The 25,688-nt window shown below is 39.8% G+C and carries 25 protein-coding genes and 1 pseudogene; 7 read left to right on the forward strand and 19 right to left on the reverse strand.

From position 1 onward, the window contains the following. Positions 1-98: 98 nt before the first annotated feature. The 8 genes from Q1J64_RS15100 to isdC form a co-directional block, all read right to left on the reverse strand. Complete coding sequence (locus Q1J64_RS15100) at positions 99-1,370, reverse strand: M48 family metallopeptidase (protein WP_301109932.1); 1,272 nt, start codon at positions 1,368-1,370, stop codon at positions 99-101. Between the two features lie 255 nt (positions 1,371-1,625). Continuing rightward, complete coding sequence (srtB, locus tag Q1J64_RS15105; protein ID WP_301109933.1) at positions 1,626-2,402, reverse strand: class B sortase; 777 nt, start codon at positions 2,400-2,402, stop codon at positions 1,626-1,628. Positions 2,403-2,413: 11 nt separating this feature from the next. Beyond that, entirely contained in the window at positions 2,414-3,184 is a 771-nt protein-coding gene (locus Q1J64_RS15110) for an ABC transporter ATP-binding protein (protein WP_301109934.1), read from the reverse strand. 6 nt (positions 3,185-3,190) lie between these two features. Beyond that, entirely contained in the window at positions 3,191-4,156 is a 966-nt protein-coding gene (locus tag Q1J64_RS15115; RefSeq protein WP_301109935.1) for a FecCD family ABC transporter permease, read from the reverse strand. Between the two features lie 41 nt (positions 4,157-4,197). Continuing rightward, the gene (gene isdE / locus Q1J64_RS15120; RefSeq protein ID WP_301109936.1) at positions 4,198-5,103 is read right to left on the reverse strand and encodes a heme ABC transporter substrate-binding protein IsdE; all 906 of its coding nucleotides are present in this window, start codon (positions 5,101-5,103) and stop codon (positions 4,198-4,200) included. An 18-nt stretch (positions 5,104-5,121) separates the two neighbouring features. Beyond that, positions 5,122-6,048, reverse strand: coding sequence for a hypothetical protein (locus Q1J64_RS15125; protein ID WP_301109937.1), 927 nt, complete (start codon positions 6,046-6,048; stop codon positions 5,122-5,124). Between the two features lie 120 nt (positions 6,049-6,168). Further along, complete coding sequence (locus Q1J64_RS15130) at positions 6,169-7,641, reverse strand: NEAT domain-containing protein (protein ID WP_301109938.1); 1,473 nt, start codon at positions 7,639-7,641, stop codon at positions 6,169-6,171. Beyond that, complete coding sequence (gene isdC, locus Q1J64_RS15135; protein ID WP_301109939.1) at positions 7,638-8,279, reverse strand: heme uptake protein IsdC; 642 nt, start codon at positions 8,277-8,279, stop codon at positions 7,638-7,640. Before isdC ends, Q1J64_RS15130 begins: the two co-directional genes overlap by 4 nt. Before the next feature lie 445 nt (positions 8,280-8,724). Here isdC and Q1J64_RS15140 point away from each other — a divergent pair. Beyond that, positions 8,725-9,169 (forward strand): annotated as a pseudogene (locus Q1J64_RS15140) (hypothetical protein). A gap of 555 nt (positions 9,170-9,724) precedes the next feature. On the opposite strand, the gene Q1J64_RS15145 reads toward Q1J64_RS15140, so the two are convergent. Continuing rightward, entirely contained in the window at positions 9,725-10,549 is an 825-nt protein-coding gene (locus Q1J64_RS15145) for a TatD family hydrolase (protein WP_301109940.1), read from the reverse strand. A 280-nt stretch (positions 10,550-10,829) separates the two neighbouring features. Next, positions 10,830-11,531: a peptidylprolyl isomerase gene (locus Q1J64_RS15150; RefSeq protein ID WP_301109941.1), complete on the reverse strand. Its 702-nt coding sequence runs from the start codon at positions 11,529-11,531 to the stop codon at positions 10,830-10,832. A gap of 154 nt (positions 11,532-11,685) precedes the next feature. On the opposite strand from Q1J64_RS15150, the gene Q1J64_RS15155 reads away from it, so the two are divergent. Next, positions 11,686-12,507: a DUF817 domain-containing protein gene (locus Q1J64_RS15155; protein WP_301109942.1), complete on the forward strand. Its 822-nt coding sequence runs from the start codon at positions 11,686-11,688 to the stop codon at positions 12,505-12,507. Between the two features lie 47 nt (positions 12,508-12,554). Here Q1J64_RS15155 and Q1J64_RS15160 read toward each other — a convergent pair whose 3' ends face one another. The 3 genes from Q1J64_RS15160 to Q1J64_RS15170 all read right to left on the reverse strand — a co-directional run bounded on the left by Q1J64_RS15160 (position 12,555) and on the right by Q1J64_RS15170 (position 14,630). Then, on the reverse strand, positions 12,555-13,070 hold the full coding sequence (locus Q1J64_RS15160) for a YehS family protein (RefSeq protein ID WP_301109957.1): 516 nt from the start codon (positions 13,068-13,070) through the stop codon (positions 12,555-12,557). 299 nt (positions 13,071-13,369) lie between these two features. Next, on the reverse strand, positions 13,370-14,095 hold the full coding sequence (locus tag Q1J64_RS15165; protein ID WP_301109943.1) for a 3-ketoacyl-ACP reductase: 726 nt from the start codon (positions 14,093-14,095) through the stop codon (positions 13,370-13,372). Between the two features lie 193 nt (positions 14,096-14,288). Then, positions 14,289-14,630, reverse strand: coding sequence for a winged helix-turn-helix transcriptional regulator (locus Q1J64_RS15170; RefSeq protein WP_301109958.1), 342 nt, complete (start codon positions 14,628-14,630; stop codon positions 14,289-14,291). A 226-nt stretch (positions 14,631-14,856) separates the two neighbouring features. On the opposite strand from Q1J64_RS15170, the gene Q1J64_RS15175 reads away from it, so the two are divergent. The 3 genes from Q1J64_RS15175 to gshAB all read left to right on the forward strand — a co-directional run bounded on the left by Q1J64_RS15175 (position 14,857) and on the right by gshAB (position 19,222). Then, positions 14,857-15,975, forward strand: coding sequence for an S-(hydroxymethyl)glutathione dehydrogenase/class III alcohol dehydrogenase (locus Q1J64_RS15175; RefSeq protein ID WP_301109944.1), 1,119 nt, complete (start codon positions 14,857-14,859; stop codon positions 15,973-15,975). Positions 15,976-15,979: 4 nt separating this feature from the next. Then, on the forward strand, positions 15,980-16,813 hold the full coding sequence (gene fghA, locus Q1J64_RS15180; RefSeq protein ID WP_301109945.1) for an S-formylglutathione hydrolase: 834 nt from the start codon (positions 15,980-15,982) through the stop codon (positions 16,811-16,813). A gap of 147 nt (positions 16,814-16,960) precedes the next feature. Continuing rightward, the gene (gene gshAB, locus Q1J64_RS15185) at positions 16,961-19,222 is read left to right on the forward strand and encodes a bifunctional glutamate--cysteine ligase GshA/glutathione synthetase GshB (protein WP_301109946.1); all 2,262 of its coding nucleotides are present in this window, start codon (positions 16,961-16,963) and stop codon (positions 19,220-19,222) included. A gap of 58 nt (positions 19,223-19,280) precedes the next feature. Here gshAB and Q1J64_RS15190 read toward each other — a convergent pair whose 3' ends face one another. From Q1J64_RS15190 to Q1J64_RS15205, 4 genes are all read right to left on the reverse strand, one after another. Further along, on the reverse strand, positions 19,281-20,168 hold the full coding sequence (locus Q1J64_RS15190) for a DMT family transporter (protein ID WP_301109947.1): 888 nt from the start codon (positions 20,166-20,168) through the stop codon (positions 19,281-19,283). Between the two features lie 198 nt (positions 20,169-20,366). Continuing rightward, positions 20,367-20,681 carry a DMT family transporter gene (locus Q1J64_RS15195; protein WP_301109948.1) on the reverse strand — a complete coding sequence of 105 codons (315 nt, stop codon included), beginning with the start codon at positions 20,679-20,681 and terminating at the stop codon, positions 20,367-20,369. A 1-nt stretch (position 20,682) separates the two neighbouring features. Further along, positions 20,683-21,030, reverse strand: coding sequence for a DMT family transporter (locus Q1J64_RS15200; protein WP_301109949.1), 348 nt, complete (start codon positions 21,028-21,030; stop codon positions 20,683-20,685). Positions 21,031-21,128: 98 nt separating this feature from the next. Next, positions 21,129-21,701: a TetR/AcrR family transcriptional regulator gene (locus tag Q1J64_RS15205; protein WP_301109950.1), complete on the reverse strand. Its 573-nt coding sequence runs from the start codon at positions 21,699-21,701 to the stop codon at positions 21,129-21,131. A 437-nt stretch (positions 21,702-22,138) separates the two neighbouring features. Between Q1J64_RS15205 and Q1J64_RS15210 the strand changes: the two genes are divergently transcribed. Then, positions 22,139-23,803: an FAD-dependent oxidoreductase gene (locus Q1J64_RS15210; RefSeq protein ID WP_301109951.1), complete on the forward strand. Its 1,665-nt coding sequence runs from the start codon at positions 22,139-22,141 to the stop codon at positions 23,801-23,803. Between the two features lie 172 nt (positions 23,804-23,975). On the opposite strand, the gene Q1J64_RS15215 is transcribed toward Q1J64_RS15210, so the two are convergent. Continuing rightward, positions 23,976-24,632 (reverse strand): zf-HC2 domain-containing protein, encoded by a 657-nt coding sequence (locus tag Q1J64_RS15215; protein WP_301109952.1) that lies wholly within the window; start codon positions 24,630-24,632, stop codon positions 23,976-23,978. After that, positions 24,619-25,107: an RNA polymerase sigma factor gene (locus tag Q1J64_RS15220; protein WP_301109953.1), complete on the reverse strand. Its 489-nt coding sequence runs from the start codon at positions 25,105-25,107 to the stop codon at positions 24,619-24,621. Before Q1J64_RS15220 ends, Q1J64_RS15215 begins: the two co-directional genes overlap by 14 nt. A 417-nt stretch (positions 25,108-25,524) precedes the next feature. Here Q1J64_RS15220 and Q1J64_RS15225 point away from each other — a divergent pair. Then, a partial coding sequence (locus Q1J64_RS15225; RefSeq protein ID WP_301109959.1) for an RNA polymerase sigma factor occupies positions 25,525-25,688 on the forward strand: 164 nt, incomplete at its 3' end.

Genomic DNA, 25,688 nt, shown 5'->3' on the forward strand with positions numbered 1-25,688 from the left:
TTCTCACCCCGGTGTTTTTATCTATAGTATCATTACTATCGTTCGGATAAAAGAGATTCAAAAAAGCCACCCATTTAGAGTGACTTTCATATAGCAGATTAGTATTCTAATATTTCCTTAAATTCTTCTTCCGTTTGGACTCCTAAATAACTCACTCCTGATTCACCATCAACATCTTTTGCTAATGGATCTGCACCATATTCATAGAGCAGTGCTGCCAACTCATAATCTCCATTCGACAATGCTGCTGTTAAAACAGTTGAGTAATTATCCGAGTCATTTGGATTTGCCCCATTTTCCAATAATACTTCAGCAACTTCAACATTGCTGTTGTAGACTGCATAGTGAAGTGCAGTTGTATGTTCGTCATCTTCTTCAAAGATATCCTGCCCCTGCACCACATACTTCTCTACTTCTTTAACGTCTCCATCTGCCGCTGCCTCCATGAGCCCGTTTAAACTAGGGGAATCATATTCATCCTGAAAGCCGACCAGGAACGTAGAAAGAAAAGTAGAACCCAGAGCAAAAAAGAAAATAATCCCAACATACAGAACGGTAATAGCTCCACCTGCGATAAGTGCGCCTACTGTAATTCTCCCTGCATTAGACCTGAAGTTCGGTGTTCCTTCGACCTGCATAAATTGGCCGACTGTCTGAATTCGTTTTGGCAGATTGGGATGGCTGGATAATACTTCGGAAAACCATACCGCTACATTGGATTCACTTTCAATCTGTTCGAGGTAAGAGACTTCATCCACTTCTTTATAAAGCCCTTTCCCGACACCTAAAATAATAAGTGCCCGTTTTGCAGCGATCCCGTCCTGCGTGTAATAGGCGGCATGCCGATCACATGTATACTCACAGGCACGGCTGTAGGCCTGTGATAGAAAGGGGATAAAATTGGCAGGCATAGTCAGGATGTTTTTCCACACATGTCTTCGTTTAATATGGGCAAGTTCATGGGCAATAATGAAATCCAGTTCCTTTTCACCCTGCTGTCTCGCCAGTTCGAACACTTCCGAATAAATCACCATCATATTTCTGCCCATAAATCTTGTGGCAAATGCATTTAAAGCACCTTCAGAATTAATTACGAATATATCAGGTACTTTAGCTACTCCCATTTGCACGGATAAGTCCACAACTCTCTTATAGACATCAGGAAACTGTTTTTCATTCACCCGAATCCCGTTCCCCCGTATACTTCCGATCATGATGGCATTCATAACTAATAAAATGGCAAGAATCGCTGCCGCAATCAGGATACCGACAACACTAATAATGGCAAGTAAGTAGATGATGACACTGAATACAATACTAATGACAAAATACGGCGTTTCTTTACTTGAAAGTAACGATTGATTTCCCAACAAACACCCTCCTAATATGTACTGATAAATTACTAATGAAAACAATTACTGACTTGGATATTCTGTTAATCTACCATATCTTACAATAACATTCTCATAATATAGAAAAATTGAATCTTATTACCTGTCAATTACGATTAGTTAACCAAACCATTCTAACTAGCTTTTACTTATTCATACTCAATTTGCCCTCGGATAAAGAAAAAAGGAACACATATAGTTTATGCATTCCTTTGTAAGTAGTAACTCCTATTTTTATCTTTTCACTAATTTTCCTTGTACCACGTAGCGCTTGTCTTTACTGTTGACGGAATTATTGCATGTAGAAAGCGTAACGATTTGATCGTCCGGTCCTACTTCCACCGGCATATCAATCAGCGAACGCGATTCCACTTCCCCTAAGAAGTCCCCAAACTCTTCATCCGACTGGAAATGCGTCTCAATATAATAAAAGTCGATGGTCGTTTCATAGGCAGCGAACACTTCAATGTCATAGCCTTCATACAACGTGTCCATATAGATCACCGAATGTTTATTGGCATAGTCCTGATCACCGAACTTCTTCAGGCTGCCGAACATCGTATCATTTCTCATGGCGTGGCCGTAAATGACTGTGTTGCGGCTCATGTCCGTCACGTCATTGCGGAAATCCATGAAGACACTTCCTGCACGGCTGTAATCTCCCTTGAAATTGCGGTTTAGATAAAAGTCGTTATCCTCCGCCTGCAGAATCGGATTATTGACCTTTGAACCTTCCACTGAGATCCAGCCGACGATATCATCATTCACCTTATGCAGCTCTTCAAATTGCGGCCGCATCGTGTAACGTGATAAAATGGCTTCTTTATTTGAACCTTCTACAACCCCAGGCTCCGTGACATTCTCCAGTGCCGTCTCGTAGATCTCCTGTGTCTCTTTCAATGAACTGGCAGCTTCTACGTACGTATAGAGATACTGTACCAGTAAATAACCCGAATAAAGAAAGACTGCCAGATAAACAAACGGCATCACTTTCGACAAACGTTTTTTCATTCGGAGACCTCCTAAATACCGAGTGACATCATATAGAGGCCGATCTCGTCGTCTTCCTTGAAGATCGCATTGACGCCGTACACCTGCTTAATAACGTCTTTCGTAATCACTTCGAGCGGCGGTCCTTCTGCCACAATCTGTCCCGCCTTCATCATGATGATTTCATCGCTGTAGCGGATTGCCTGGTTGATATCGTGCAACACCATGACAATCGTCAGTCCGTATTCTTCATTCAGCGACTTCACCAGTTCCAGCAGCTCAATCTGATAGTAGATATCTAAATACGTCGTCGGTTCGTCCAGACAAAGAATTTCAGAGCGTTGTGCCAATGCCATTGCAATCCACACACGCTGGCGTTCTCCGCCTGACAGCGCCTCCAGATCTTTATCACGCTTATCGATCAGGTTCGTCACCGACAGCGCCCAGTCGATCGCCTGACGGTCTTCTTCCTGTGCACGCTGCAGTAAGTGTTTATGCGGCAACCTGCCAAAGCCAACAAGCTTTTCAATCGTCAAATCTTTCGGTATATCATTTTGCTGATAGACAATCGCCAGCTTTTTTGCGAATTCCTTTGGCTTATACTGCAGTAAATCGCGATTTTCCAATGAAGCTGATCCTGACTTCGGTGCATTGTTTCTGGACAGCACACTTAATAACGTCGATTTTCCGCAGCCGTTCGGTCCGATGATCGTCGTGATCTTGCCTTTTTGAATCGACGTCGACACGCCGTCCAAATGGTTCGTTTTATTATCATGCGAGACAATGATACTTTTCATTTCCATAGCAGGTCACTCTTTTCGCAGTAAGAATATGAGGAACGGTCCGCCAATAATGGCCATGATCGTCGATGCAGGTATCTCAAGTGGGGACACAATAGTCCTTCCAATCGTATCAGCCAGCAGGATGATGAGGGCTCCTAGTAGCGCCGTAAATGGTATCAGCACTTTGTGGTCATAGCCCACTAATCTGCGTGCAATATGTGGTACGAGTAAGCCGACAAATGAAATGACGCCCGCCACAACAACCGAAATTGCTGAAAGTAAAACTGCCACTGCCGCAATGATCAGCCTTGCACGTGCCACGTGGAAACCAATGCTCTTTGCCGTCTTATCCTGCAGCACCAGCAAGTTACACCAGCTATAAAGTGCAAATGCCAACACTAAACCAATTGTGCCGTATGTAACAATCGTAGAAACATCTTTCCAAGTGCGCAGCGTCAGATTCGAACCTATGACACTAGATGCCGAAACATTCAGCGATCCGCCAAAGCTGATGAATGCTTCCGTCAGCCCTGTGAACATCGCATTGATTGCGATTCCGACTAAAATCAGTTTCAACGGACTGAGCCCAGACTTCCATGACAGCGCAAAAACGAGGAAGCAAGCAAATGCTCCGCCCATAAATGCGAATAAAGGCGTCATGAAAAAGAGCGCTGGGAAAAACGAAATGATAAATAACTGAACAAAAGCAGCACCTGAAGAAATCCCGATAATCCCTGCATCTGCCAGCGGATTACGCATCACCGACTGCAGCAGAACACCTGAAACGGAAAGTGCCGCCCCTGCAAATAAAGCGACGATGATCCGGGGAAAACGTAGATCCCGAATCGCTTCCATCTGGCTGTTTCCTTTTTCAAAGAGTGCGCTAAAAAATTCGAAAAATCCCATTTGAATACTGCCGGTCGTAGCTGAATAAACGATGGTCACGATAAGCAGCACAGCTACTGCCACATAACTAACAATTCTTTTTGTCATAGCGGACTTCCCTTTTCACCGTAATTCATCAATCAGTCTGATCAACGATAGAATATCTTGATTAACTCTTTCAATGCTTCCGGTACCTGCAGAGAAGCAGTCGTTCCGAAAAGCTCTTCTTCCAAATCATAAACTTTGCCGTTTTTCACAGCATCAAAGTGTTTCCACACATCATTCGTTTTGAATTCTTCATCAAACATTTCTACAACTTCTTCCGGCATACCGTGTGACAAGCGCAAGATAATGTCCGGATTACTGTTGTGAAGATATTCTGTATTGGAAGACAGATATTCTGGATCTTGCCCTTCCATTACGTTAATGCCGCCTGCACGCTTCACTAAATCGCCTGCATAAGAGTTTTCCGTAGCTACCAGATAACTGCCGGGAATTCCAAGTAAAATCAATACACGCGGTCCTTTTCGGTTCGCTGCAACTGTTTCTGCAGCTTCAATATTCTTTTGCAGATTGGCCGTCAGTTTATCCGCTTTTTCTGTACGGTCATAACGCTCCCCAAGTGCTTGAATCTCCGCAATCATCGAATCAACACTTTGGAAGTTCAAAAACTTCACCGGAACATTTAACTGTTCGAAGCTGTCGATCAAATCATATTCCAGCGTAGAAACGGACAACACTTCTGTCGGATCTAAAGACTTCACAATCTCCATATCTGGAGTCATCGCGTTGCCGATAGTCGGCAGTCCGTCAAAGCGAGTGGGCAGTTGCTTTTCTGATTCAGGGACAGCGATTGCGTCGATGTCTAACTTATCCAGGATATCTGCAATGACGACTGTTCCCGCTACAATGCGCTGATCTGATTCTTTTACTGTGTCATCGCCGGCTTTGTCTGCTGCCGGACTTTCCTTATCTGTATCTGCACCGCAACCCGCCACAAACGCTAATACGAGAACGGCTGCGAACAACGTAAAATATCTCCATGTTTTCTGCACGCTGTAATCCTCCACTCATCATTTACTGATGACTTCTTTTTTTCTGTTTATCATTCGTCGGATGAATAAAACGCCTGAAAGTATACAGGCAAGAAACAGGATACCGACTTTTGCAAGTTCAAATGGAATGGCAGGACCTTCTGCTGTCTGTGTCTGAGCCCGGGTCGGAGCCACTGCTGCTTGTTCTGCTACCTGCACCACTGCCGGTTTTACCAGACTTTGCTCTTTTACTGGCTGTTCTATTGCCGGCTCATCCTGTGTCCGATCAAATACTAGCTGCTCCTCTTCAGATGCTGCTTTTCGTGCTGCTTCTGCAGCCTGCTGTTTTTCTCTAGCCTCTGCAGCTTCCTTTGAATGTCTGGAGGGTCGGGGGGTATACGACCATCTTTCCGTCTTTTTGATGATTGGTGATTTATTTGAATTCACAGATTCATCCCTGGCCGACGGCTCTGCTTTTCCATCCGTCTGCCCTGCGCTGCCAATAGCATCCTGCTCTCCTGCAGCCTGCTGTTCTTCCTTAGGCAGTGAATTCTTATTAATGACTAGTTCTCGTGAAAATGCAATCGGAATATCGTCTGCAGACCATTGAAAAGTTCCTTCGAGAATGAACTTCTCCTGTATATTCTTTATATCAAACTGAACTAAATTTTCATCGGCATTCAGTGAAGACTTTAGCTGACTTCCTGACTGTTTCACGGTTATTTTCTTGATGACGTCTTGATATTTCACTGGAACCGATAGACTGTAGCGACCTTCTTTAACTGTCAGTTCAGCTTTATTGCCGAATAAAACTTCCTGACTCGCTGCTCCTTCTGATTGAAAACTTAGCTCAACTTGATACACACCATTGACGGGTTTTCGTTCTGCCGCGTCAGCAGCTGAATGAAAGGGCAGCAGTACAGAGACCATCAAGATCAGGATTGAAAGACCACCTATTCTTTTCATTTCAGACCCGCACGCTCCCTTCAATTTCAGAAACCGGTTTTACTGCTGAATACAGATAAAACGACAGGAACTTCCTCCCGCTTAATGAAAAAAGCGAAAGGAAGTATCTGTTCGAATTACTTATTTATATTTGTCCATGAAATTCAATGAACCGTTTAAGATTTTAGCCATCTGTGTACGCTGCAGAGGACTACCTGCGTTAATCACCTTTTTACCGTCAGCTGTCTTAGAGCCTGTCATGATTTCTCCTGCATACAATAATGCGAATGCTTTTTTCGTTTCAGGGTCTGTAACAACCGCGCCGTCAGCATAGTATTTCAAGCTAGTATCGCCAATAGTCATTTCTTTGCCTGCTGCATAATTCACCGCGCGGTAAAGCATTAATGCTCCCTGCTGGCGAGTCAATGTGTTATTCGGGTTGAACTTTTCGTTTTTCTGAACAATACCTGCGTGTGCCAATGCATTGATTGCATTTACTCGCTCTTTGTCAGTGATGTTGGCAAGGTCTTTAAAGCCTACAGATCCTGAAGATTTTAGATCAAGGGCACGTGCGATCATCAATGCGAATTGTGAACGAGTGATATTGTTGCGCGGGTTGAACTTGTCTGCGCCTTTGATGATATCTTTCTTGTAAAGAGCAAGGATCGCATCTTTGTTTCCGTCTTTATCGATATCTTTAAATGGATTCACGATTGGTTCCGGTTTTGGTTCCGGTTTTGGATCTACAACTGGCTTATCACCAGGCTTTGCGCCATCCAGCCCAAGTTGAACTTTATGATTTGCATCGTACTTAACGCCTGCTTCGTCTACAATCACGTGCAGGTCAGCATTCACTACTTTTGTTAAGTCCGCTACTTTGAATGTATACGTACGTTCACCTGTAGACTTGTCGTCTGTAGCAATCGCTACAACCTTGCCGTCTACTTTGAACTCTTGAATGTAGTGGCCTTTAGGGAATGAAATTGTTACTTCATTACCGTCTGCCAGCTTCTTCACTGATGCAGTAGAAGACATGTATTGCTTCATCATAGATTCTTCGTTCGTGCCGTCTTTGTAAACTTTTACAGGCACTGATTTAACTTCTGCTTCTACATCGTTTTTAGCTGCTGTTGCTTTGAAGTCGAATTCATACCATTTATCCATATTTGCAGCTGGTACTACTACATGAATCTTCCCTGGATAAACTGTATCTTTAACAATTGGGAAACTGTATGTGATTGTACCATCTGTATTTTTCACACCAGCTGCATCAACAAATGCTTCCCCTTGTTTTGTTTGAAGTGCTGCAATCATTGGAGCTGATTTAGCTGCAATCGTTAAGTATGCTGTAGTTTTTCCGTCTTTTTCAACAAGTGTTCCCTGAGGTACAATGTGGCCGCTGATTGCCGGCTGTGGTTCAGTCGTTCCTGGTTTAAACACGTGGAAGTCAATAATCTGATCTGCTGCAATTGTCTCGGCAAGTGTAGTTGCTGCATTATTGCTTGAACTGATTGGATTTGTACTTGCGGAAGCTGCAGATGGAAGTGCGATTGATGCAGCCAGTAGTGATGCCAGTACTGCTTTTGTTGCGCGTGATGTAGCTTTTTTCGTCATGATTGTTCCCCCTGTTTTCTGTGGTTTCTTGTTTTATAAAATAAAAATGCTGAACCGACTAATGCAAAGATTAGTAAGTACGGCGTTGAATCACTAGTTTGTGGATTCTTCACTTGATTTTCAGTCGACGGTTTTTTTGTCCCTGTCGTACTCGAAGCAGGTGTTTTATCCTTTTCTGGAGCTGGTGTCACCGTTTCATTCTTTGCCGGCGGAACGACTGCTGCCGCTTTATCAAAAACGATATCAACCGAGTATTCATGGTGGTAATTGATATCATCCACGTCTACTTTCATTTCAACTGTGTAGGGCTTTGACAGATCGTTTACTGTAAATTGAACGACGCGTGTATCCGCCGCCTTGTCTTCACTGAGTACGATTGCACCGCCCGGTGGCTGGAATTTTGTGATCCATGTGCTGTTCTTCAGCGTAAGTTCTACTGTAGCAACTCCATCTTTCACCGTCGCCTTTGCGGGCTTTAAGAAGTAATCATTGGCGATGGAAGCAGAGCTGCTGTTTGGCTGATTTACTTGGTAATTGAGTGAATGTGTTCCATCTGCGGTTTGCGCTGATGCTTGCGGCAAAGCCACTGTCAGCATGAGAAAGCCAGCTAATAATACAAAAATAAATCCTTTTTTCAATGTTTATTCGTCCCCTCTCAGTAAGTTAGTTTTATCTTAAAGAAAATTAATATAATTTTTTCTATATGCTGGGCGTATTCCCACCTATAGAGTATCTCACAAATCCCTTGTCTTTCTACTGTAAATTCACAGATTCTTTATGAATCTTCATGACATTTGTGTGACGAGTAGACTTTACTATGTATACGTTTTCATCCCACCCATTCAATGAGAACGGTTATCATTTACTATATACTGTATTCCCTTCCATGTCAATTATTTCCGGTATAATTCAATCGTTACTTTTCGACAGGAAATGACCAGGGGCATCCATTCAGGTTCTTAAATATGAAGGACTGTCTGCCAGGCGGCTGTATTATGTTACATTATTTTCCACCATCCACATTCACCAAGCCGTGAAAATTACATAGGCTATATAGACAGAATGAATACCGGAAGGAGCCAAATGATGAATTTTTTATCTTTCAGCGGCACTGTGATGATGATTGAGGACTTTTCGATCGGGCAAAAGAATGAAGCAGGCTGCTATAAGCTGTTTACAGTGGATAACGGGTATGGGAATATCGTCAATTTTGTAGTGGAACCGACGACGTATTTTGTTGATCATGAAATAATTCAGACAGGTGACCGGGTAACTGGTTTTTACGATGCAAATGCGCCTGTCCCCATGATCTACCCACCACAGTATAGAGCACTCGTGATGAGTAAAGATTCGCCTTATTATCGTGTGAAAGTGGACTATTTCTCCGCAAACACGTATTGTATTGCAAAACGGGCAGCCATTCACTGGAGACGTTGGTAGAAGAAATCTAATTGTGGTGTACGGAGCGACTACGAGAAGTATTCCTCCACAGGCAACACCTTCTCAAATTATTGTACTTTGTTCATAATGTGTGAAGAGATAGGATGTCTGAAATAAAAAGCCTGTATCTTAGATTACACAGTAATCTTGGATTCAGGCTTTCAGTTATGATTATTCGTATCTTATTCATTTAGTCGTCCAACTCTGCAGCCGGACGCTTTCCGCTGGCACGGCCTCAGCCGCTTCTCTCGCTTCGCTCAGTCCAGGGTCTTCGGCTCGTGCTGTTCCCGCTGGAGTCGCCGGCTTCCGCTACGATCAACTAAGTAAGTATTTCAAAACTTATTTAGTATACGCCCCCAAAATGACACTGCCTATGTCGGAGGAAAGTTCCCCTCCGTCGTTAGATAATTTAATAGAACGGGTAATTAGGGATAACTATACACTGGCAGTCTATTATCTCAAGTGATTCTCATATAATATGAAAGTGAATAAAGTTAGATGTGAAAGTAGATGCCTTTTCTGTCTAGCTTTATAAATTAAGGTGAAAATAAACAATTGGACAACCCAAGCATTGTAAAACCACAACACACTTTTTACAATGCTTAAGAGACAGATTGTCAACAACAGATTCTGATTTAACTTTTCAACCATTCCCGGATGGTTTATCTGATAAGGATATATTTCTTTTTTTATCAATCCAATAAAACTCTTTAGTTGTTTCATAGATGCTTTGATACACTTCATCCTCATTCATTCGCTTAATATCCGCGATCTTCTGTATACTGTCGTGCATCATCGATGGGTGTGTCATGTGTCCTGAAAACCGCTCTTCAAACGGCCACGGTCCGTCCGTTTCCACCATCAACTGCGACAGCGGTGTTTGTTCGACAACTCGCTGAATCTTTTCTCTGTATAACACTTCCGGCGTGACGGAAACCATATAGCCATTTGCCAGGATACGCTGTAAAACTGCGTCCTCTCCTTTAAACCAATGAAAATGAGCATGCGTAATCGAATGAGCTTCCAGCAGATCGCAGACAACCTCTGCATCCTCATAAACTGCATGCAGCACAATCGGCAGCTTGGTATGAGCAGCTTTTCGAATGAAGGTCTCGAGCACTTCTACATACGCCGCCAACTTCAATTTAGGTTTTTCCTGCCTCAAATAATAAGGCAGCCCAACCTCACCGATCGCAGTCAGACCATGCTGGTTTTCATCAATCAATTTCAGGATTGCCTGTATTTCTTCTTCACCCGGTACATTTTGCTCTGGATGCCAGCCAATTGCCGGCTTGATACGACTGTCTATACGCGCAAACTCCAGTTGTCGACAGGAAGATGCCAGGTCATTTGAAACCGCAACCAACGCATCGACGGAATGCCCTTCTAACTCCTTTAGAATCAACGCTCTTTCATCATCGTTGTACATATCCAAATGAATATGCGCGTCAATCACACGTCTGTTCATTTTATGTCCTCGCTTTCTAATAGAAGGCTTTACAATTGCGGGTTACAATCAAAAGGAAATGATTGCGTTAGGTATAGGAGATGAAATGTTTTGCGACTGCTACAAGCTGGATTTCATAATTATCTTTCATCATCGCCTTCTTTTTCGACGGGGCGATCGGCATTGGACGCTGGTAAATGCACTATTCACAGGTGTGTTTATTAGTTTATTTATACCATACATCATCGTTGAGTAAATAAAAATACAGGCTGCTCTTTTTAACAAGAGCAGCCTGTATTTTTTACTTATTAACTGCCGGAGCAGGATAGTCAAAACCCTTTGTATCCGCTTCGACTGTCTTCATCTTCTGATCTTCAACAGGTTTATCAGAAGGGTCTGTTTCAGCAGCAACGATTGCATCGACTGTTTCCATTCCCTCGATCACTTTTCCGAATGATGCATACGCTGCGTCTAGATCAGGCGTATCTTCCGCCATAATGAAAAATTGTGAACCTGCAGAGTTCGGATCTTGTGTACGAGCCATGGAAAGAACTCCGCGCTCATGTAGCATGTTGTTTTCAAAGCCGTTATCCGTAAATTCCCCGTCAATTGAATACCCTGGGCCGCCTGAACCATTTCCTGCAGGATCTCCGCCCTGAATCATGAATCCTGGAATAACGCGGTGAAAAATCAGCCCGTCATAATATCCTTCTTCTACTAATGAAATGAAGTTCGCTACTGTATTTGGCGCAACTTTAGGCTCCAGTTCCAATACGATTTTCTCATCGTTTTCCATCGTAATGGTCACGATTGGATTTTCTTCCACATCTCCAGAATAATCTACTGCTTCTTCTTTCACTTCTTCTGTGTCGGTTACCGGCTCTTCAGCAACTTCTTGTTCTACCAATTTCCCCTCTTCTGCCTTTGAACCGCAGCCCATCAACAAGAAGGCAATCGCTGTTAAGCTAAAAAGTAAAGCGAGTGTTTTTTTACGTACGAACATATTTTTTACAACTCCCTTATGTATTGTGCGAACTCATTATATAACAGATGGCCAGCTAATTCCCAATAAAGAGTGAACCAAAGCAGGTCATACTTCGTCATACTAATTTCCAGAAAGATTTCGATTTATCTTGATAATGAAAAGGCGGTGACTTATGCAAGAAAGTGCGATTCAGAAAAAGTCCGTAAGAATAATTATTACAACGGCTTGGTTGCAGCTCGTCCGCTTCGGCTGGCAACAGGCGTTGTCCTGCTTATTCCCGGTCGTTATTTTCGGTTCATTAGCACTGACACAGGTGATACCACTTCCCTTTTTGCCTCGTTATGACTGGCTGCTACTCATTTTCCTGCTCATGCAGTGGTGGATGGTGCGTTCGGGGCTCGAAACTCGCGATGAACTAAAAGTGATTACGTTGTTTCATTTAATAGGACTGGCCTTGGAAATATTTAAAGTGAATATGGGTTCCTGGTCATATCCTGAAGAAGGCTTCTTCAAAATACTTGGCGTGCCGCTGTACAGTGGATTCATGTATGCCAGTGTCGCCAGTTATCTGTGCCAGGCATGGAGAAGACTGAATGTAGATTTGGTGAAGTGGCCGCCACTTTGGCTCGTTACCCCACTTGCTGCCGCCATCTACCTGAACTTTTTCACTCACCATTATTGGATTGATATTCGCTGGTGGCTGTCTGCGCTAGTGCTAATTGTCTTTTGGCAGGCCTGGGTTACGTATGAAGTAGGTGGGACGCGTTACCGTATGCCTATTGCACTTTCATTTGTACTCATTGGATTTTTCATCTGGGTCGCTGAAAATATCGCAACGTTTTTCGGTGCCTGGAAATATCCGAATCAAAGCGAGACGTGGCATCTGGTGGGGATTGGGAAGCTGAGTTCGTGGCTGTTGCTGGTGATCGTCAGCTTTTTGATTGTGGCGACGTTGAAACAGGTCAAAGGACATTCGAGAAAAGAATCGAAATAAAAAAAGACCTGAGTAATGCTGTTGTAAGCATTACTCAGGTCTTTACACTATTCCCGGTAACGTAATCCCAAACCTTTTAAGAAATTCCGGGCATATCGGTCACCGCATTCTTTATAATTCCGATGTCCTTCTTTTCTCAGAACAGCACTTAATTCATTTTTTGATAAATCAACACCTGCTTCGTGTAAGATTTCCATCATATCTTCACCTGTAAGCGAAAGTGCGATTTTCAGTTTTTTGAGCAGGATGTTATTTTTGTTTCGATGATTATCTGACATCAAGAACTGGTTCGGTGCATTTTCAGATTGACCTTCTTGCTTTCCTCTTTTCAGTATTACAAAACCATTCAGAAACGATTCTAACGTTTTGTTGTCGATCTCTTTGACGTATTCACTTTCCTGCGCATCAAGTTCCTGGCTGTCCTTTGCTTTTGCCAGCATGTCGCGGACTTCTTGTCTGGTTACTTCTACTCCGCCCAATTCAAATATCTCTGTCATGCCTGCATCTTTTATATCCAATGCGTATCGTAAACGGGCTAATATATCATTATTATTCAATGTGATCACCTGATACCTTTCTGGTTTGCGGTTGTTACGCCTAGTATAGTCCTTTTTGATTTACTTTATCGTATCATTTTGCAGCTGTACTAGAAATCAAAATGTACAAACTTTCTCTAATCACCACAAATACCTCCCATTTAATTATGAAGTCAAGAACAGGTTGCGGTTAAGAACCATAAAATAAAATGGATTGTTATTAGTTCACTTACTTTGATCCAAATAAAAAAGCTAATCACCTATTAAAATGGGTGATTAGCTTCGGGTCCATCTATTACAAATAAAAATTTTCTGATGAGAAAAGATTAGAATGGATTAGTGGCGATGAAACTTGCTGTTTTCACATAAACACGTGGATTTAGTTTTAATTGATTCACGACGAATTCAGCTATGTCTTCCGGTTGCATAATTTTGGAATCATCGTTTTCTTTAATTAAGTTTAAATCAAGTGCTAAATCAGTTGCTACAGTACTAGGTGTTAGAGCTGAAACACGAATATTATTTCGTCGTACTTCTTGTGCTAATGATTCTGTAAAACCTATTACGGCAAATTTTGAGGCACTATATGCACTAGAAGTAGCAGCTCCATTTAAACCATTTGTCGATGAAATATTAATGATATCACCCGCATTTTTTTCAATTAACTGCGGTAATACGGCACGTGTTACATAATATGTACCCATTAAGTTCACATCCACTATATTCTTCCACTCCCCTGGATCCATTTCCAAGACAGTACCGAATGTTGCAATGCCTGCATTATTTATTAAAATATCAGCAGGTCCTAAATCATTCGTCAATGATGCAATCGCTGCTTCTACTTGCTTTTCAGATGAAACATCCGCTGTTGCGTAGGCTACTTTCACACCGTAACTTTTAATGTCTGCAGCCACTTCTTTCAAAGCAGACTCTGTTCTTGCGAGTAGTCCAATATGGACACCCTCTTTTGCTAGGTGAAGTGCTGTTGCCTTCCCAATCCCTCTTGCTGCGCCTGTAATAAATGCTACTTTTCCATTTAATGATTGTGCCATTGTAACGGACTCCCTTCACGCTTTTATGCCTTACTCTCTCATTATACCCATTGAAATGAAATGTAGCACGAAACTGAAAAAAGAGGAATGATAGATGTTCATGAATGCGATTCATTGGACGACTACGCAAATTCGTTCCTCGCTTGTATTTTTAACAAGAGCGATTATGAAATGAACTTAACAATTACCCCTTTTAATCTTTTTCTAAAAATGCATGGAAATTATCGCCCCAGTTACAGATCGATGTAACAACGGGTTCCAAAAGAAGACCAATTTCACTCAATTCATACTCTACTTTCGGCGGGACAACAGGATATACAAACCGAGTAATGATTTTATCGTCTTCTAATTCCCTCAATTGTCTAATCAACATACGCTGGTTGGCATCAGGAAGCTTTTTCTCTATTTCACTCAACCGTAATGGTGACTGCTGGAGCAAGCACCAAATAATCGCTATCTTCCAACGCCCACCTATAACGGATAAGGCTAAGTCTTTACTGCTGTAGAATTCTTTTTCTTTATAATGAATCACGATCTGTTCACATACCTTTCCAATAGCGTGATGTTTAAAGTGACAAATATGTCAGTATGGTAAGATGAATTATAGTATGTCAGTATGAAAATGTAAACACTATCTTTTTGCAGCTTTTATACGTAGCGCAACCTGTATAGTGACAAATATGTCAGTATTGATGATCGGTTCGTGATATGTAATTATGGGTATAGTATTACTATAAAAACTCTAGAAAGAAGGTCTTCATTTGAAAAGTAGAGCTGCTGTTGCATTTAAATCAGGAGAACCACTTCAGATCGTTGAAATTGATGTAGAAGAGCCAAAAGCCGGAGAGGTACTGGTCAAAATTCTGTACACTTCAGTCTGTCATACAGATGCATACACATTATCAGGTGACGACCCTGAAGGTGTATTCCCTGCGGTTCTCGGTCATGAAGGTGCGGGTGTTGTCGTATCTGTAGGTGAAGGAGTGACCTCTGTAAAGCCAGGAGACCACGTGATTCCACTATATACACCTGAATGTGGAAAGTGTAAATTCTGTCTATCAGGCAAAACAAACTTGTGCAGTGCCATTCGGGAAACGCAAGGTAAAGGATTAATGCCGGACGGAACGACACGATTCTCTTATAATGGGGAACCTATTTATCACTATATGGGAACAAGTACGTTCAGTGAATATACAGTTGTATCCGAAATTTCTTTAGTAAAAGTGGAAGACAACAATGTACCGCTTGATAAAGTTTGCCTGTTCGGATGTGGTGTTACGACTGGTATTGGTGCTGTTCATAACACAGCGAAAGTAGAAGTAGGCGCTGTGACGGCTGTATTTGGTTTAGGGGCTATTGGATTAGCTGTTATTCAAGGATTGGCTCAAGCAAAAGCTAGCCGAATTATTGCGATTGATATGAATGAGGATAAATTTGAATTGGCTAAAAAGATGGGCGCTACTGATTTTATTAATCCTTCTAAATTTGATAAGCCTATCCAAGAAGTCATTGTTGGAATGACTGATGGCGGCGCGGATTATAGTTTTGAATGTATTGGAAATGTAGAAGTGATGAGATCAGCTCTTGAATGTTGCCATAAAGGCTGGGGAGAAAGTATTATTATTGGCGTAGCAGCTGGAGGGAAAGAGATTCAGACTCGTCCATTCCAATTAGTTACGGGCCGCGTTTGGAAAGGTTCAGCTTTCGGCGGAGTGAAAGGCAGAACTGAACTTCCAGGAATGATTGAAGACTTTATGAATGGCAAAATTGATCTGGATTCATTTATTACCCATCATTTAGACTTTATGGATATCAACGAAGCATTCGACTTGCTTCACAAAGGCGAATCAATCCGCACAATCTTAACATATGGAGAGTGAGAGAATGAGTATTAAACGCATGGAACAACATCGCTCTTTTGATGGAGAGCAATGTAAGTACAGCCATTATTCAGAAGTCTTACAGTGTGATATGACGTTTAGCATTTATTTACCGTCAAATAAAGAGGGAAAAAAGATCCCTCTTATTTGGTGGCTGTCTGGTTTGACTTGTACAGATGATAATTTCAGTCAAAAAAGCGGTTTTCAGCGATTGGCTGACAAACATCAAACAGCAGTCATTATTCCCGATACATCACCCCGCGGAGAACATGTCGCGGACGACGATGCATGGGATCTTGGAAAAGGCGCAGGCTTTTATCTAGATGCAGTTCAGGAACCATGGGCAAATAATTATAAAATGTACACGTATATTACGGAGGAATTAACAGATATCGCTTCAACGTTAGTGCCTAATTTTTCAGGAGAAGAGAGCATAATGGGTCACTCAATGGGAGGGCATGGCGCTTTAGTAATTGGCATGAAAAATGCTGCAAGATTTAAAGCCATTTCTGCTTTTTCTCCAATCCTTAGCCCTAGTGACGTTCCATGGGGAATGAAAGCTTTCTCCGCTTATTTAGGGGAAGACCGAGATGCCTGGAAAGAATGGGACGCTTCCGAACTGATCAAAGAAACTGGCATACCGCCTATTCTTATTACACAAGGAACTCAAGATTCGTTTTATCCGGAACAATTGGATGAAACGACATTCTTAGCAAATGCCCAGAAGAGTCATCAAGCAGTTACTTATAAAAAAGCAGATGGTTATGATCATAGCTATTTCTTTATTGCTTCTTTCTTGGATGATCATTTTGCTTTCCATATGAAACACTTAGGTTAATTCCCTTTTTTATCATAAAATGTGGAATTGAAAGTATCCACATTTTAACCGAATGTGGATACTTTCAATTTCTGCTTTTTGTCATATATTATGGGTGAATTTCCTAAAAGACTGCTTTGAAAAAGTAATCAGGGAGCGATAGCTACTATGAATTTAAAAGAAATGTTAGGCAATGAACATGTGAAACCATACTTATTAAAAGCTCGCTACGGGATTGAAAAAGAGGGTCAACGAGTTGATCTATCCGGAAGTTTAGCAAAAACAGACCATCCTCAAGTGCTTGCAGCAAGAGATCAGCATCCATATATTCAGCGAGACTTTTCAGAAACACAGATGGAACTAATAACGCCCGTTACCAATTCAATAGAAGAGCTATTTGACCACTTATCTGCTATTCATGACGTTGCATATCGTTCTATGAGTGATCAGGAAATGATTTGGCCGTTAAGCATGCCGCCGCAGTTACCGGAAAAAGAAGAAGACATTGTCATTGCCAAGTTAAAAAACTTTGAAAGTGTTTTATATCGCCGGTACTTAGCCAAATCCTATGGACGCCGTAAACAGATGATCAGCGGTATTCATTTTAATTTTGAATTTGATGATAGGTTGATTCAAGCGTTGTTTCATTTACAATCGGAGTATAAAGAATATCTTCAATTTAAAAGTGAAATTTATTTAAAACTAACTAGAAACTATATACAGTATCGCTGGTTAACAACTTACTTTTACGGAGCTTCGCCTATTAGTGAAAAGAACTTTTTTGAAGATCATTCTTCTGACAAGCCCGTAAGAAGTATTAGAAGCAGTAAATATGGTTATACGAATTCAGATGAGGTTCAAGTTTCATACAACAGCATATCCGATTATGTTGCCGGTCTCGCCACTATGGTTAAAAAGGGACATTTGTTAGAGGAAAAAGAATTTTATTCAGCCATCCGTCTGAGAAGCAAAGGTCATGTTTCAAAACTGGAAGAGCAAGGCGTCAGCTATGTCGAAGTGAGAAATATAGACTTAAATCCTTTCGAAATGTATGGGATCAGTCATGAACAAGTAGAGTTTCTGCACCTATTCCTTCTATATTTACTTTGGAAAGATGAAAGCACTGATTGTAAAACTGGCGAATCTTACAATAATACAGTAGCTCTCGAGCATCCATTAGAGCCTACTCAGTTTAAAACAGAAGCTGAACATATGATTGATGAAATGGAATATGTAGTAGAAACCTTAGGTCTGACGGTTTCAGATACGTTATTTACTAATCTGAGAGAAATGTTAGCAGATCCAAGTAAAACGTTAGCCGGAAGACTTTATGAAGAGATTGAAAAAAGCAGCCAAGAACAGGTGGCTGTGGGGATTGCCAAAGAAAATTATACTATGGCATGGGCTAAGCCCTATGAATTAACAGGGTTTACTGACATGGAGCTGTCCACGCAGATTTTAATGTTCGATGCAATCCAGCAAGGGATACAAGTCGAGATTTTAGATCGGCAAGATCAATTTTTGAAGCTCCAATTACAAGATCATATTGAGTATGTAAAAAACGGTAATATGACAAGTAAAGATAGTTATGTATCACCTTTAATTATGGAAAATAAAACAGTAACGAAGAAAATCCTTCATCAACATGGCTTTCGTGTGCCATTAGGTGATGAATTTAATGACATAGAACACGCTTTACGAGCTTACACTCTGTTTTCCACCAAGCCTTTTGTCGTGAAGCCGAAAACAACTAACTATGGTTTAGGAATTTCGATCTTCAAAGACGGTGCAAGTTATGATGATTATCAAAAAGCCATCACACTGGCATTTCAAGAGGATTCTTCTGTACTTATAGAGGAGTTTCTCAATGGCACAGAATATCGTTTCTTCGTGCTGAATGAAAAGGTTCATGCAGTCTTATTGCGCACGCCTGCCAATGTTACAGGTGATGGAAAACATACTATTGAAGAGTTAGTTAACGAAAAGAACCGTGATCCCTTACGAGGCAGAGACCATAGAACCCCATTAGAACTTATACAATTAGGTGATCTGGAAGTTCTTATGCTTAAAGGACAAGGACATCAAATAGATTCGATTCCAAAAGCTGATGAGATCGTGTACCTGCGTGAGAATTCCAACGTGAGCACAGGTGGAGATTCTATTGACGTTACGGATCAAATTCCTGAAGATTATAAGAAGATCGCGGTGGATGCGGTAGCTGCCCTTGAAGCAAAAATTAGCGGTATCGATTTAATTATTGAAAACACCGAAGTTCCTGCAACTGATGAAAATGCGTATGGAATTATTGAAGCGAACTTTAATCCGTCTATGTATATGCATATCTATCCATACAAAGGGACGTCCCGGCGGTTGACTATGGAAATCATACAGTATTTATTCCCTGAGTTATTTGAGGATGAAGCAGAGTAAGTTGTATAGCTCATCCGATTATCAACTTTGCTTGATAGCCTCTCCTTTTATCCAGAAATCATTTCTGTGTAATAGGCAGAGGTTTTTTTCGCTGATATGTAGATAGCAATACGCCTCCCACTATAAATAGTGATCCTAAAATTTCCGCTCCAGTTATTGGTTTGTATAACAATATCAATCCCATTATCATTGCTACAAAAGGCTCTAAATTAGATAATATGGAAGCCTTTGAAACATCGACATATCTAATGTTGTTATTCCAAATCAACATTGCTATACCGTGTACCACAACGGCAGTTACAATCAAAAAAGACCAATCCGATATCTTAGAGCTTATCTTTAATGGGTTATCAAGTAAAAAAACAAAAGGAATCGACACAATTAATCCTACAACATTTGAATATAAAGTAATGGTCAATGAATCTATTCTATTAGAAAGAAGCCTAGTCATGATAATCAGAATGGCGAAGGTAATCATCGTGATAACAATCCAAAATAAACCTTTATCGATATGCAGAGAAGATAAATCTCCTTTTGCTACAACAAAGTAGATACCTATTATCGCAACGATAGATCCCATTACCATACGAATGGTTATTAGTTCTTTTAAAAAAATGGCGGCTAATACGCCGGTTACAATAGGGGTAGTGGCCAAAATTAATGCAGACGTTGTTGGATCGGCTGTTTGTAATCCCGCAAAAAAGGACCACTGGTTTATAAAAACACCAATAACGCCTAGAAAGGAAACCGCCAATAAATCGGATTTGTTAAGTCGTTTAAAGTGCTGTTTGTATGAGGATAATCCAATTAAAAATAATACAATAAACAAAAGTCTAAGCATGGTTAAAAGAGTCGGGGAAAAGTCTTGGACTAACATCTTTCCAAATACAAAATTGCTTCCCCACACTATTACACAAAAAGTTAGCCATCCATATGCTTTTAACAAATTTATCCCCCTCCCTAACGCTAACTGTCCTATTTTATACTTACTAAGATTTTTCATATACATTTTTGTTTAGATACATCAACTCACTAAAATGTAGGTTGGCCCATTTTTATAGGATTAAAACTAGGAAGGGAAAACCTTAGTTATTTAAGAGGTACATAATTAGCATGGGGTTTCAATTTATACAATACTTCCCTATCAAGATACTGCTTTTAAACCTACCACTCCAATAATGATTACGATAAGACTAATGATCCTCCCTAAGCTCTTTGATTCATTAAAGAAAATCATATTTACTAGTACTGCAGCTACTGTTCCAATACCAATCCATACTGCATATGCAATGCTTACTTGTAAATAGTTAAATGAGGAGTATAAGAAAACAAATGCACCGCCGAATCCCCCGAAGAACATTAACGTGTTACCAAGTGATTTTTTCTCACTAAATTTATTCAATCCGATCACACCAACAAGTTCTAATATTGCTGCTATTAGTACAAATAACCAACCCATATTAATCAACCTCCTTTTCTGACGTGTTATTCACATTATTATCTGCTAATTTTAAAGCAATAACTCCGGCTACAATAACTGTCATGAAGAACCCTTTTGAAAAACTAAAGTCTCCGCCAAAGATGAATACATCCATTAATGCTGTTCCTACTGTACCCGCAGCGGCAAAAATAGCGTACACTGTTCCGGTTGGTAAAGTTTCGCAAGCCTTGGATAGGAATATAAAGTCAATAAATATTAATGGAATAATGATTAGCCAATGCCACCATGTATTGGCTACATTGAACCCAAAAATCCAAAATAATTCAAATATACTAGTTAACACTACATAAAACCAAGCTTTGTTCATAAAAATCACTCCTTTTTAGATATATTGCCACTGATTTTTATTCTTATGCCTACTACTAATGAATGAATGTCATTCATTTTAGTTTTAAAAAAATTACGCTATGAAGGTGCACCTAAAGCGTACGTTACAAACTTTTGCAATTCCTTACGGTGTTCCGCAATGATGGTTGGATTCTGTTCATCAAATAGATAATTTTGTTCCGCCGCAGCTTCAATCATACCAATTATTATTTTAGCTACATACTTTACATTTATATCTAATCGTATATCGCCTAATCTTCGGGCGGTATATAAGAGATCTTCCATCCATTGATAAATAGGAATATAAACCATTTCCCAATCGTTAACATGTTCAGTTTTTATAAGCCCAACATACATTATTTTTGTTAGTTCCTTATATTCACTCGTAAAAGCAAACATCGCATCTATAGTTTCTTCTAATTGTTGTTCTAAATGAGTAGATTTCACTTCATTTTGTAAACAAACTTGCATTTTTTTCACCAACACCTCAGCTATTGCAGGCATTAATGACATTTTAGAAGAGAAATATAAATAAAATGTGCCCTGAGCGATCCCCGCCTTATCAACAATTTCAGAAATAGTTGTCTTTTCAATACCTTTTTCGATAAATGTATCAATCGCTACCGAGACAATTTTTTCCCTTTTATTCATAACTAACCTCCTAATGAATGAATGTCATTCATATTCAAAGTGTTACACAACCTTTTTAGTATGTCAAATTTTCATATCAACACTAAGGGATAATCCGGTACTACTTGAGCATTCGGGGTAGAAAAAACAGTCATAGGCTCTAAGAGGGTCCCGGCCAAACCCATTTAACCAATAAATTTAGAATAGCAATTCAAACCAACTTCTTCATTTTATTCTCGCTATCTGCTTTGTGAAGTAGTGCTGTGTGTTTCATGTCGCCTGGGATTACGTGAGAATCATAAGATCAACATATATAATCTATTTAAATCATACATTGTATAAATTTTGTAAATACTGTAATGTTTAGTTGTCTAAGCATTTTATCGAATTTTTAAATATATTTCACAGTTATCTTACAAACGTAGAAAGTATTAAACACATAACCAAAGGAGGATTTTATGATGGTATGGGATTATGAGTATGATGTTGTAGTAGTTGGCTCTGGTGCATCAGGTTTCTCTGCTGCAATTACAGCAAAAAAAGAAGGATTAAATACGTTATTAATCGAAAAAGAAAAGTATTTTGGAGGAGCTTCTGCATTATCGGGTGGTGGTATATGGATTCCGAATAATAAATATTTAGTTGAGGCTGGCGCTGGCGATAGTTTTGAAGAGTCTAAATTATATTTAGATTCAACTGTTGGCGATTTAGTAAGTGATAAAATTAAAGAAACTTATCTAAATAAGGGTATCGAAATGTTGGAATATATGCATAATCTAGGACCACACATGAGGTTCTCCTATGCAAAAAATTACTCTGACTATTACCCAACACAACCAGGTGGGAAAGGAAAGGGTAGATCGATTGAACCCAAAGTTATTGATTTAAATAAATTACGAGATTGGAAGGGTATGCTTCTTCCTCCTGCAATGGATACAAAAGGTTTCGTTATGACAGGACAAGATTTCGTAAAAGTTAATATGATTACTAGAACTTGGGCAGGAAAAAGAGCTTCTATTACATTAGGATGGCGATTAATTAAGCATATATTACTCAAAAAGAATTATACCTCTTTAGGAAGTGCTTTAATCGCTAGAATGGCTTTAACTTACAAAGATCTAAACGGTGAGATTTGGCTTGAATCACCATTTATTGACTTTATTTATGAAGACGACAAAGTAACGGGTCTACTCGTAAAGAAAAACGGTAATGATATATCAATCAAAATCAATAAAGGCTTAATTTTTGGTTCAGGTGGATTTTCTAGAGATCAAGAAAAGAGAAATAAGTATCTTCCAAGTCCACAAAACGTCGATTGGACAAGTTCACCAAAAGGGCAAACCGGGGATATCATTGAACCATTTGCAAAACTGAATGCAAAGTTTGCTTTAATGGACAGGGTTTGGGGGGCGCCTACTGTTATTAATCATTTGGGAATGCCATTCTTTTTAGTCGCTGATAGAGGGATTCCGAATATGATCATCGTTGACCAAGACGGAAAAAGATATGTTAATGAACCCACCCCTTACCATGAATTTGTCGATAAAATGTATGAACACAATGAAAAAACAGATGGAAAAGCTATTACTTCCTGGATTATTCTAGATGCACGTGCTAAGAAAAGGTATATATTTACCGGCCTATTCCCAGGACAAGATTTCCCTAAAGAATACTACGAGAATGATGTAGTTTTAAAAGGAAATACAGTCGAAGTATTAGAAGGGAAGTTAAATATTCCAAAAGGAAATTTAGTGGAAACAATGGACAGATTCAATGGATTTGCAAGAGATGGCAAAGACTTGGACTTCCATAGAGGAGAAACGCCACATGACACGTATTATGGTGATCCTAGTTTACCAAATCCAAATTTACTCGAAATCAATGAAGCACCTTATTATGCAATGAAAGTTTATCCAGGCGATATCGGTACTAAAGGTGGCGTCGTTACGGACGAATTTGCAAGGGTAGTAAAAGAGGATGGAACTGTATTTGATAATGTCTACGCTGCTGGTAATTGTTCAGCTTCGATAATGGGGCGTTCTTACCCTGGTCCAGGGGCAACAATAGGGCCAGGTATGACCTTTGGTTACTTGGCTTCCATGCACTGTAAAGATAAAATATAAAAAGTATTTTTATACCATCCATTGTGTGAAAAAATCGTTTTACGTAGAAGCTAGTAATTCTTAATTATGTATAAGGCTGTAGCCAGACTCAAAATTTGAGTTTGGCTACAGCCTTATCCGTTCTAAGTTCTAATTTTATAACATTTTAATTAAATGAGTTGATTAGTTCCTTCTATCTCTTCCAAATTAAAGTCATTTCTTTCAAAAGTTCGTCCCATGATTGTTTTTTTGTGATGATTACTTTTTCAACATCAAATTGCCCATAATACACTGCATCAACAGCTTTGCTATCCGGTAATTCAAATCGATCGGGACCTGTTCTTTCATCATCCCGTAAAAAATTACTCGTTGGCGAATTAGCGATCGTTTCGACATAATATACCAAGCTAATATTTTTCATTTCACCATCTATTTCAACCTTCATCGGATGCGTCATATGAGTCCCTGCATGACTTTTCCCAAAATAATTTGAAACCAACGTCCCATCTTGCTGTTGTTCAATCTCAAACAAATCCTTTGAATACGTAATTGGTTTTGCATAGTGAAATACATAAGAAAATATAGCTAAGCACAATAAAACAGTCGTTACAATCGATCCACCAATAAGTATCATTTTTTTGCGATTCCATTTTCTATTGACCTTTTCGAACAATGTCACTTTATTTTCGATTGGTACATACAATGTTTGCGCCATTTGTTCGTATTCTTTTTGACACGCTTGGCATGTTAGTAAATGATGCCCTACCAGCTCTTTTGTATCTTTACTTACGACATCGTCTACATAAATCGGTAATAAATCTTGAATAATTGTACATTTAATTTCCTTCATCTCGTATCGCCTCCATATAAACTAATATTTTCTTTTTCGCACGGTAAAACGTTACTCTAGCCCAGCCATCACTTTTTCCAAAAAGTTGACCAATTTTCTCAAAAGACAGCTCACCGAATGTACGAAGGGAAAAGACTTCTTTATAGGGCTCCTCCATTGTGTGTAAATAACGATGAATAGTAAAAGCTTGTTCTTCATTCATTAAATGCTCCACGATTTGAACATCTAATACTGATTCTTCCATCTGATTGATTTGACGTTGCTGCTTTTTGTAATGCGTAAAATAGGTATTTTTTGCGATTGTAAAAAGCCATGCTCGTATATCTTTTTTGCCGTCAAATTGGTGCATGGACTTTAGTGCCTTAAAAAATGTTTCTTGTGTTATTTCTTCCGCAATATTTTCGTCTGACGTCAGTGATCTTATATAAAAATAAACGTCATTAAAATATGCTTGATAGATTTCCTCAAAATCCATGCCTTCCCCCCTTTACCTAAACAACTAGCGAAGCATTAAAACGTTACAAGGTTAAAAAAATAGACATATCTGTAAACAAGCATAAAAACATATGCGCATGCTCAAGAAAATACCATTAAAACCGCACTTACTTATGGTACGGTTCACCTTACCATGTGAAAATGCAGTTTTTATAGAGCACTTTAACATAATTCTAATGAAGGATCTGCTTCTTTAGCATATATACGCTATTACACATCTCAGCTTTCATTCCTTATAACACCTACATCAAATTCTTCAATATAAATATCAATTTACCTTCTTGTTGGAGTAAAACCTATCCAGTGTTTAGAAAAAACTTTTCGCGCCATTTTTTGACACAATATGAAATAAAAAACGTCTAATAAGCAGAGACCTATAAAGGGAGGATCAAAATCAATGCAAAACGAAAAAGAGATTATTTCCAATTGGTTTTATCTCTATAGCCAAGATGTTTTCAATTTTTTAGTTTACTATTCAGGAACTCGTGATGTAGAAGATCTCGTACAAGAAGTGTTTATTAAGGCAGCTAAAGGTATGAGCACCTACCGAAACCATGCGAC

This window comes from Sporosarcina sp., from assembly GCF_029257255.1.
Lineage (GTDB): Bacteria > Bacillota > Bacilli > Bacillales_A > Planococcaceae > Sporosarcina.

What these genes read in the sequence shown, in the direction of transcription:
- srtB (WP_301109933.1), bottom strand. Translation starts at nt 2,402, where the DNA reads ATGAAAAAACGTTTGTCGAAAGTGATGCCGTTTGTTTATCTGGCAGTC.
- Q1J64_RS15110 (WP_301109934.1), bottom strand. Translation starts at nt 3,184, where the DNA reads ATGGAAATGAAAAGTATCATTGTCTCGCATGATAATAAAACGAACCAT.
- Q1J64_RS15115 (WP_301109935.1), bottom strand. Translation starts at nt 4,156, where the DNA reads ATGACAAAAAGAATTGTTAGTTATGTGGCAGTAGCTGTGCTGCTTATC.
- Q1J64_RS15125 (WP_301109937.1), bottom strand. Translation starts at nt 6,048, where the DNA reads ATGAAAAGAATAGGTGGTCTTTCAATCCTGATCTTGATGGTCTCTGTA.
- Q1J64_RS15130 (WP_301109938.1), bottom strand. Translation starts at nt 7,641, where the DNA reads ATGACGAAAAAAGCTACATCACGCGCAACAAAAGCAGTACTGGCATCA.
- Q1J64_RS15145 (WP_301109940.1), bottom strand. Translation starts at nt 10,549, where the DNA reads ATGAACAGACGTGTGATTGACGCGCATATTCATTTGGATATGTACAAC.
- Q1J64_RS15150 (WP_301109941.1), bottom strand. Translation starts at nt 11,531, where the DNA reads ATGTTCGTACGTAAAAAAACACTCGCTTTACTTTTTAGCTTAACAGCG.
- Q1J64_RS15155 (WP_301109942.1), top strand. Translation starts at nt 11,686, where the DNA reads ATGCAAGAAAGTGCGATTCAGAAAAAGTCCGTAAGAATAATTATTACA.
- Q1J64_RS15165 (WP_301109943.1), bottom strand. Translation starts at nt 14,095, where the DNA reads ATGGCACAATCATTAAATGGAAAAGTAGCATTTATTACAGGCGCAGCA.
- fghA (WP_301109945.1), top strand. Translation starts at nt 15,980, where the DNA reads ATGAGTATTAAACGCATGGAACAACATCGCTCTTTTGATGGAGAGCAA.
- gshAB (WP_301109946.1), top strand. Translation starts at nt 16,961, where the DNA reads ATGAATTTAAAAGAAATGTTAGGCAATGAACATGTGAAACCATACTTA.
- Q1J64_RS15195 (WP_301109948.1), bottom strand. Translation starts at nt 20,681, where the DNA reads ATGGGTTGGTTATTTGTACTAATAGCAGCAATATTAGAACTTGTTGGT.
- Q1J64_RS15200 (WP_301109949.1), bottom strand. Translation starts at nt 21,030, where the DNA reads ATGAACAAAGCTTGGTTTTATGTAGTGTTAACTAGTATATTTGAATTA.
- Q1J64_RS15205 (WP_301109950.1), bottom strand. Translation starts at nt 21,701, where the DNA reads ATGAATAAAAGGGAAAAAATTGTCTCGGTAGCGATTGATACATTTATC.
- Q1J64_RS15210 (WP_301109951.1), top strand. Translation starts at nt 22,139, where the DNA reads ATGATGGTATGGGATTATGAGTATGATGTTGTAGTAGTTGGCTCTGGT.
- Q1J64_RS15215 (WP_301109952.1), bottom strand. Translation starts at nt 24,632, where the DNA reads ATGAAGGAAATTAAATGTACAATTATTCAAGATTTATTACCGATTTAT.
- Q1J64_RS15220 (WP_301109953.1), bottom strand. Translation starts at nt 25,107, where the DNA reads ATGGATTTTGAGGAAATCTATCAAGCATATTTTAATGACGTTTATTTT.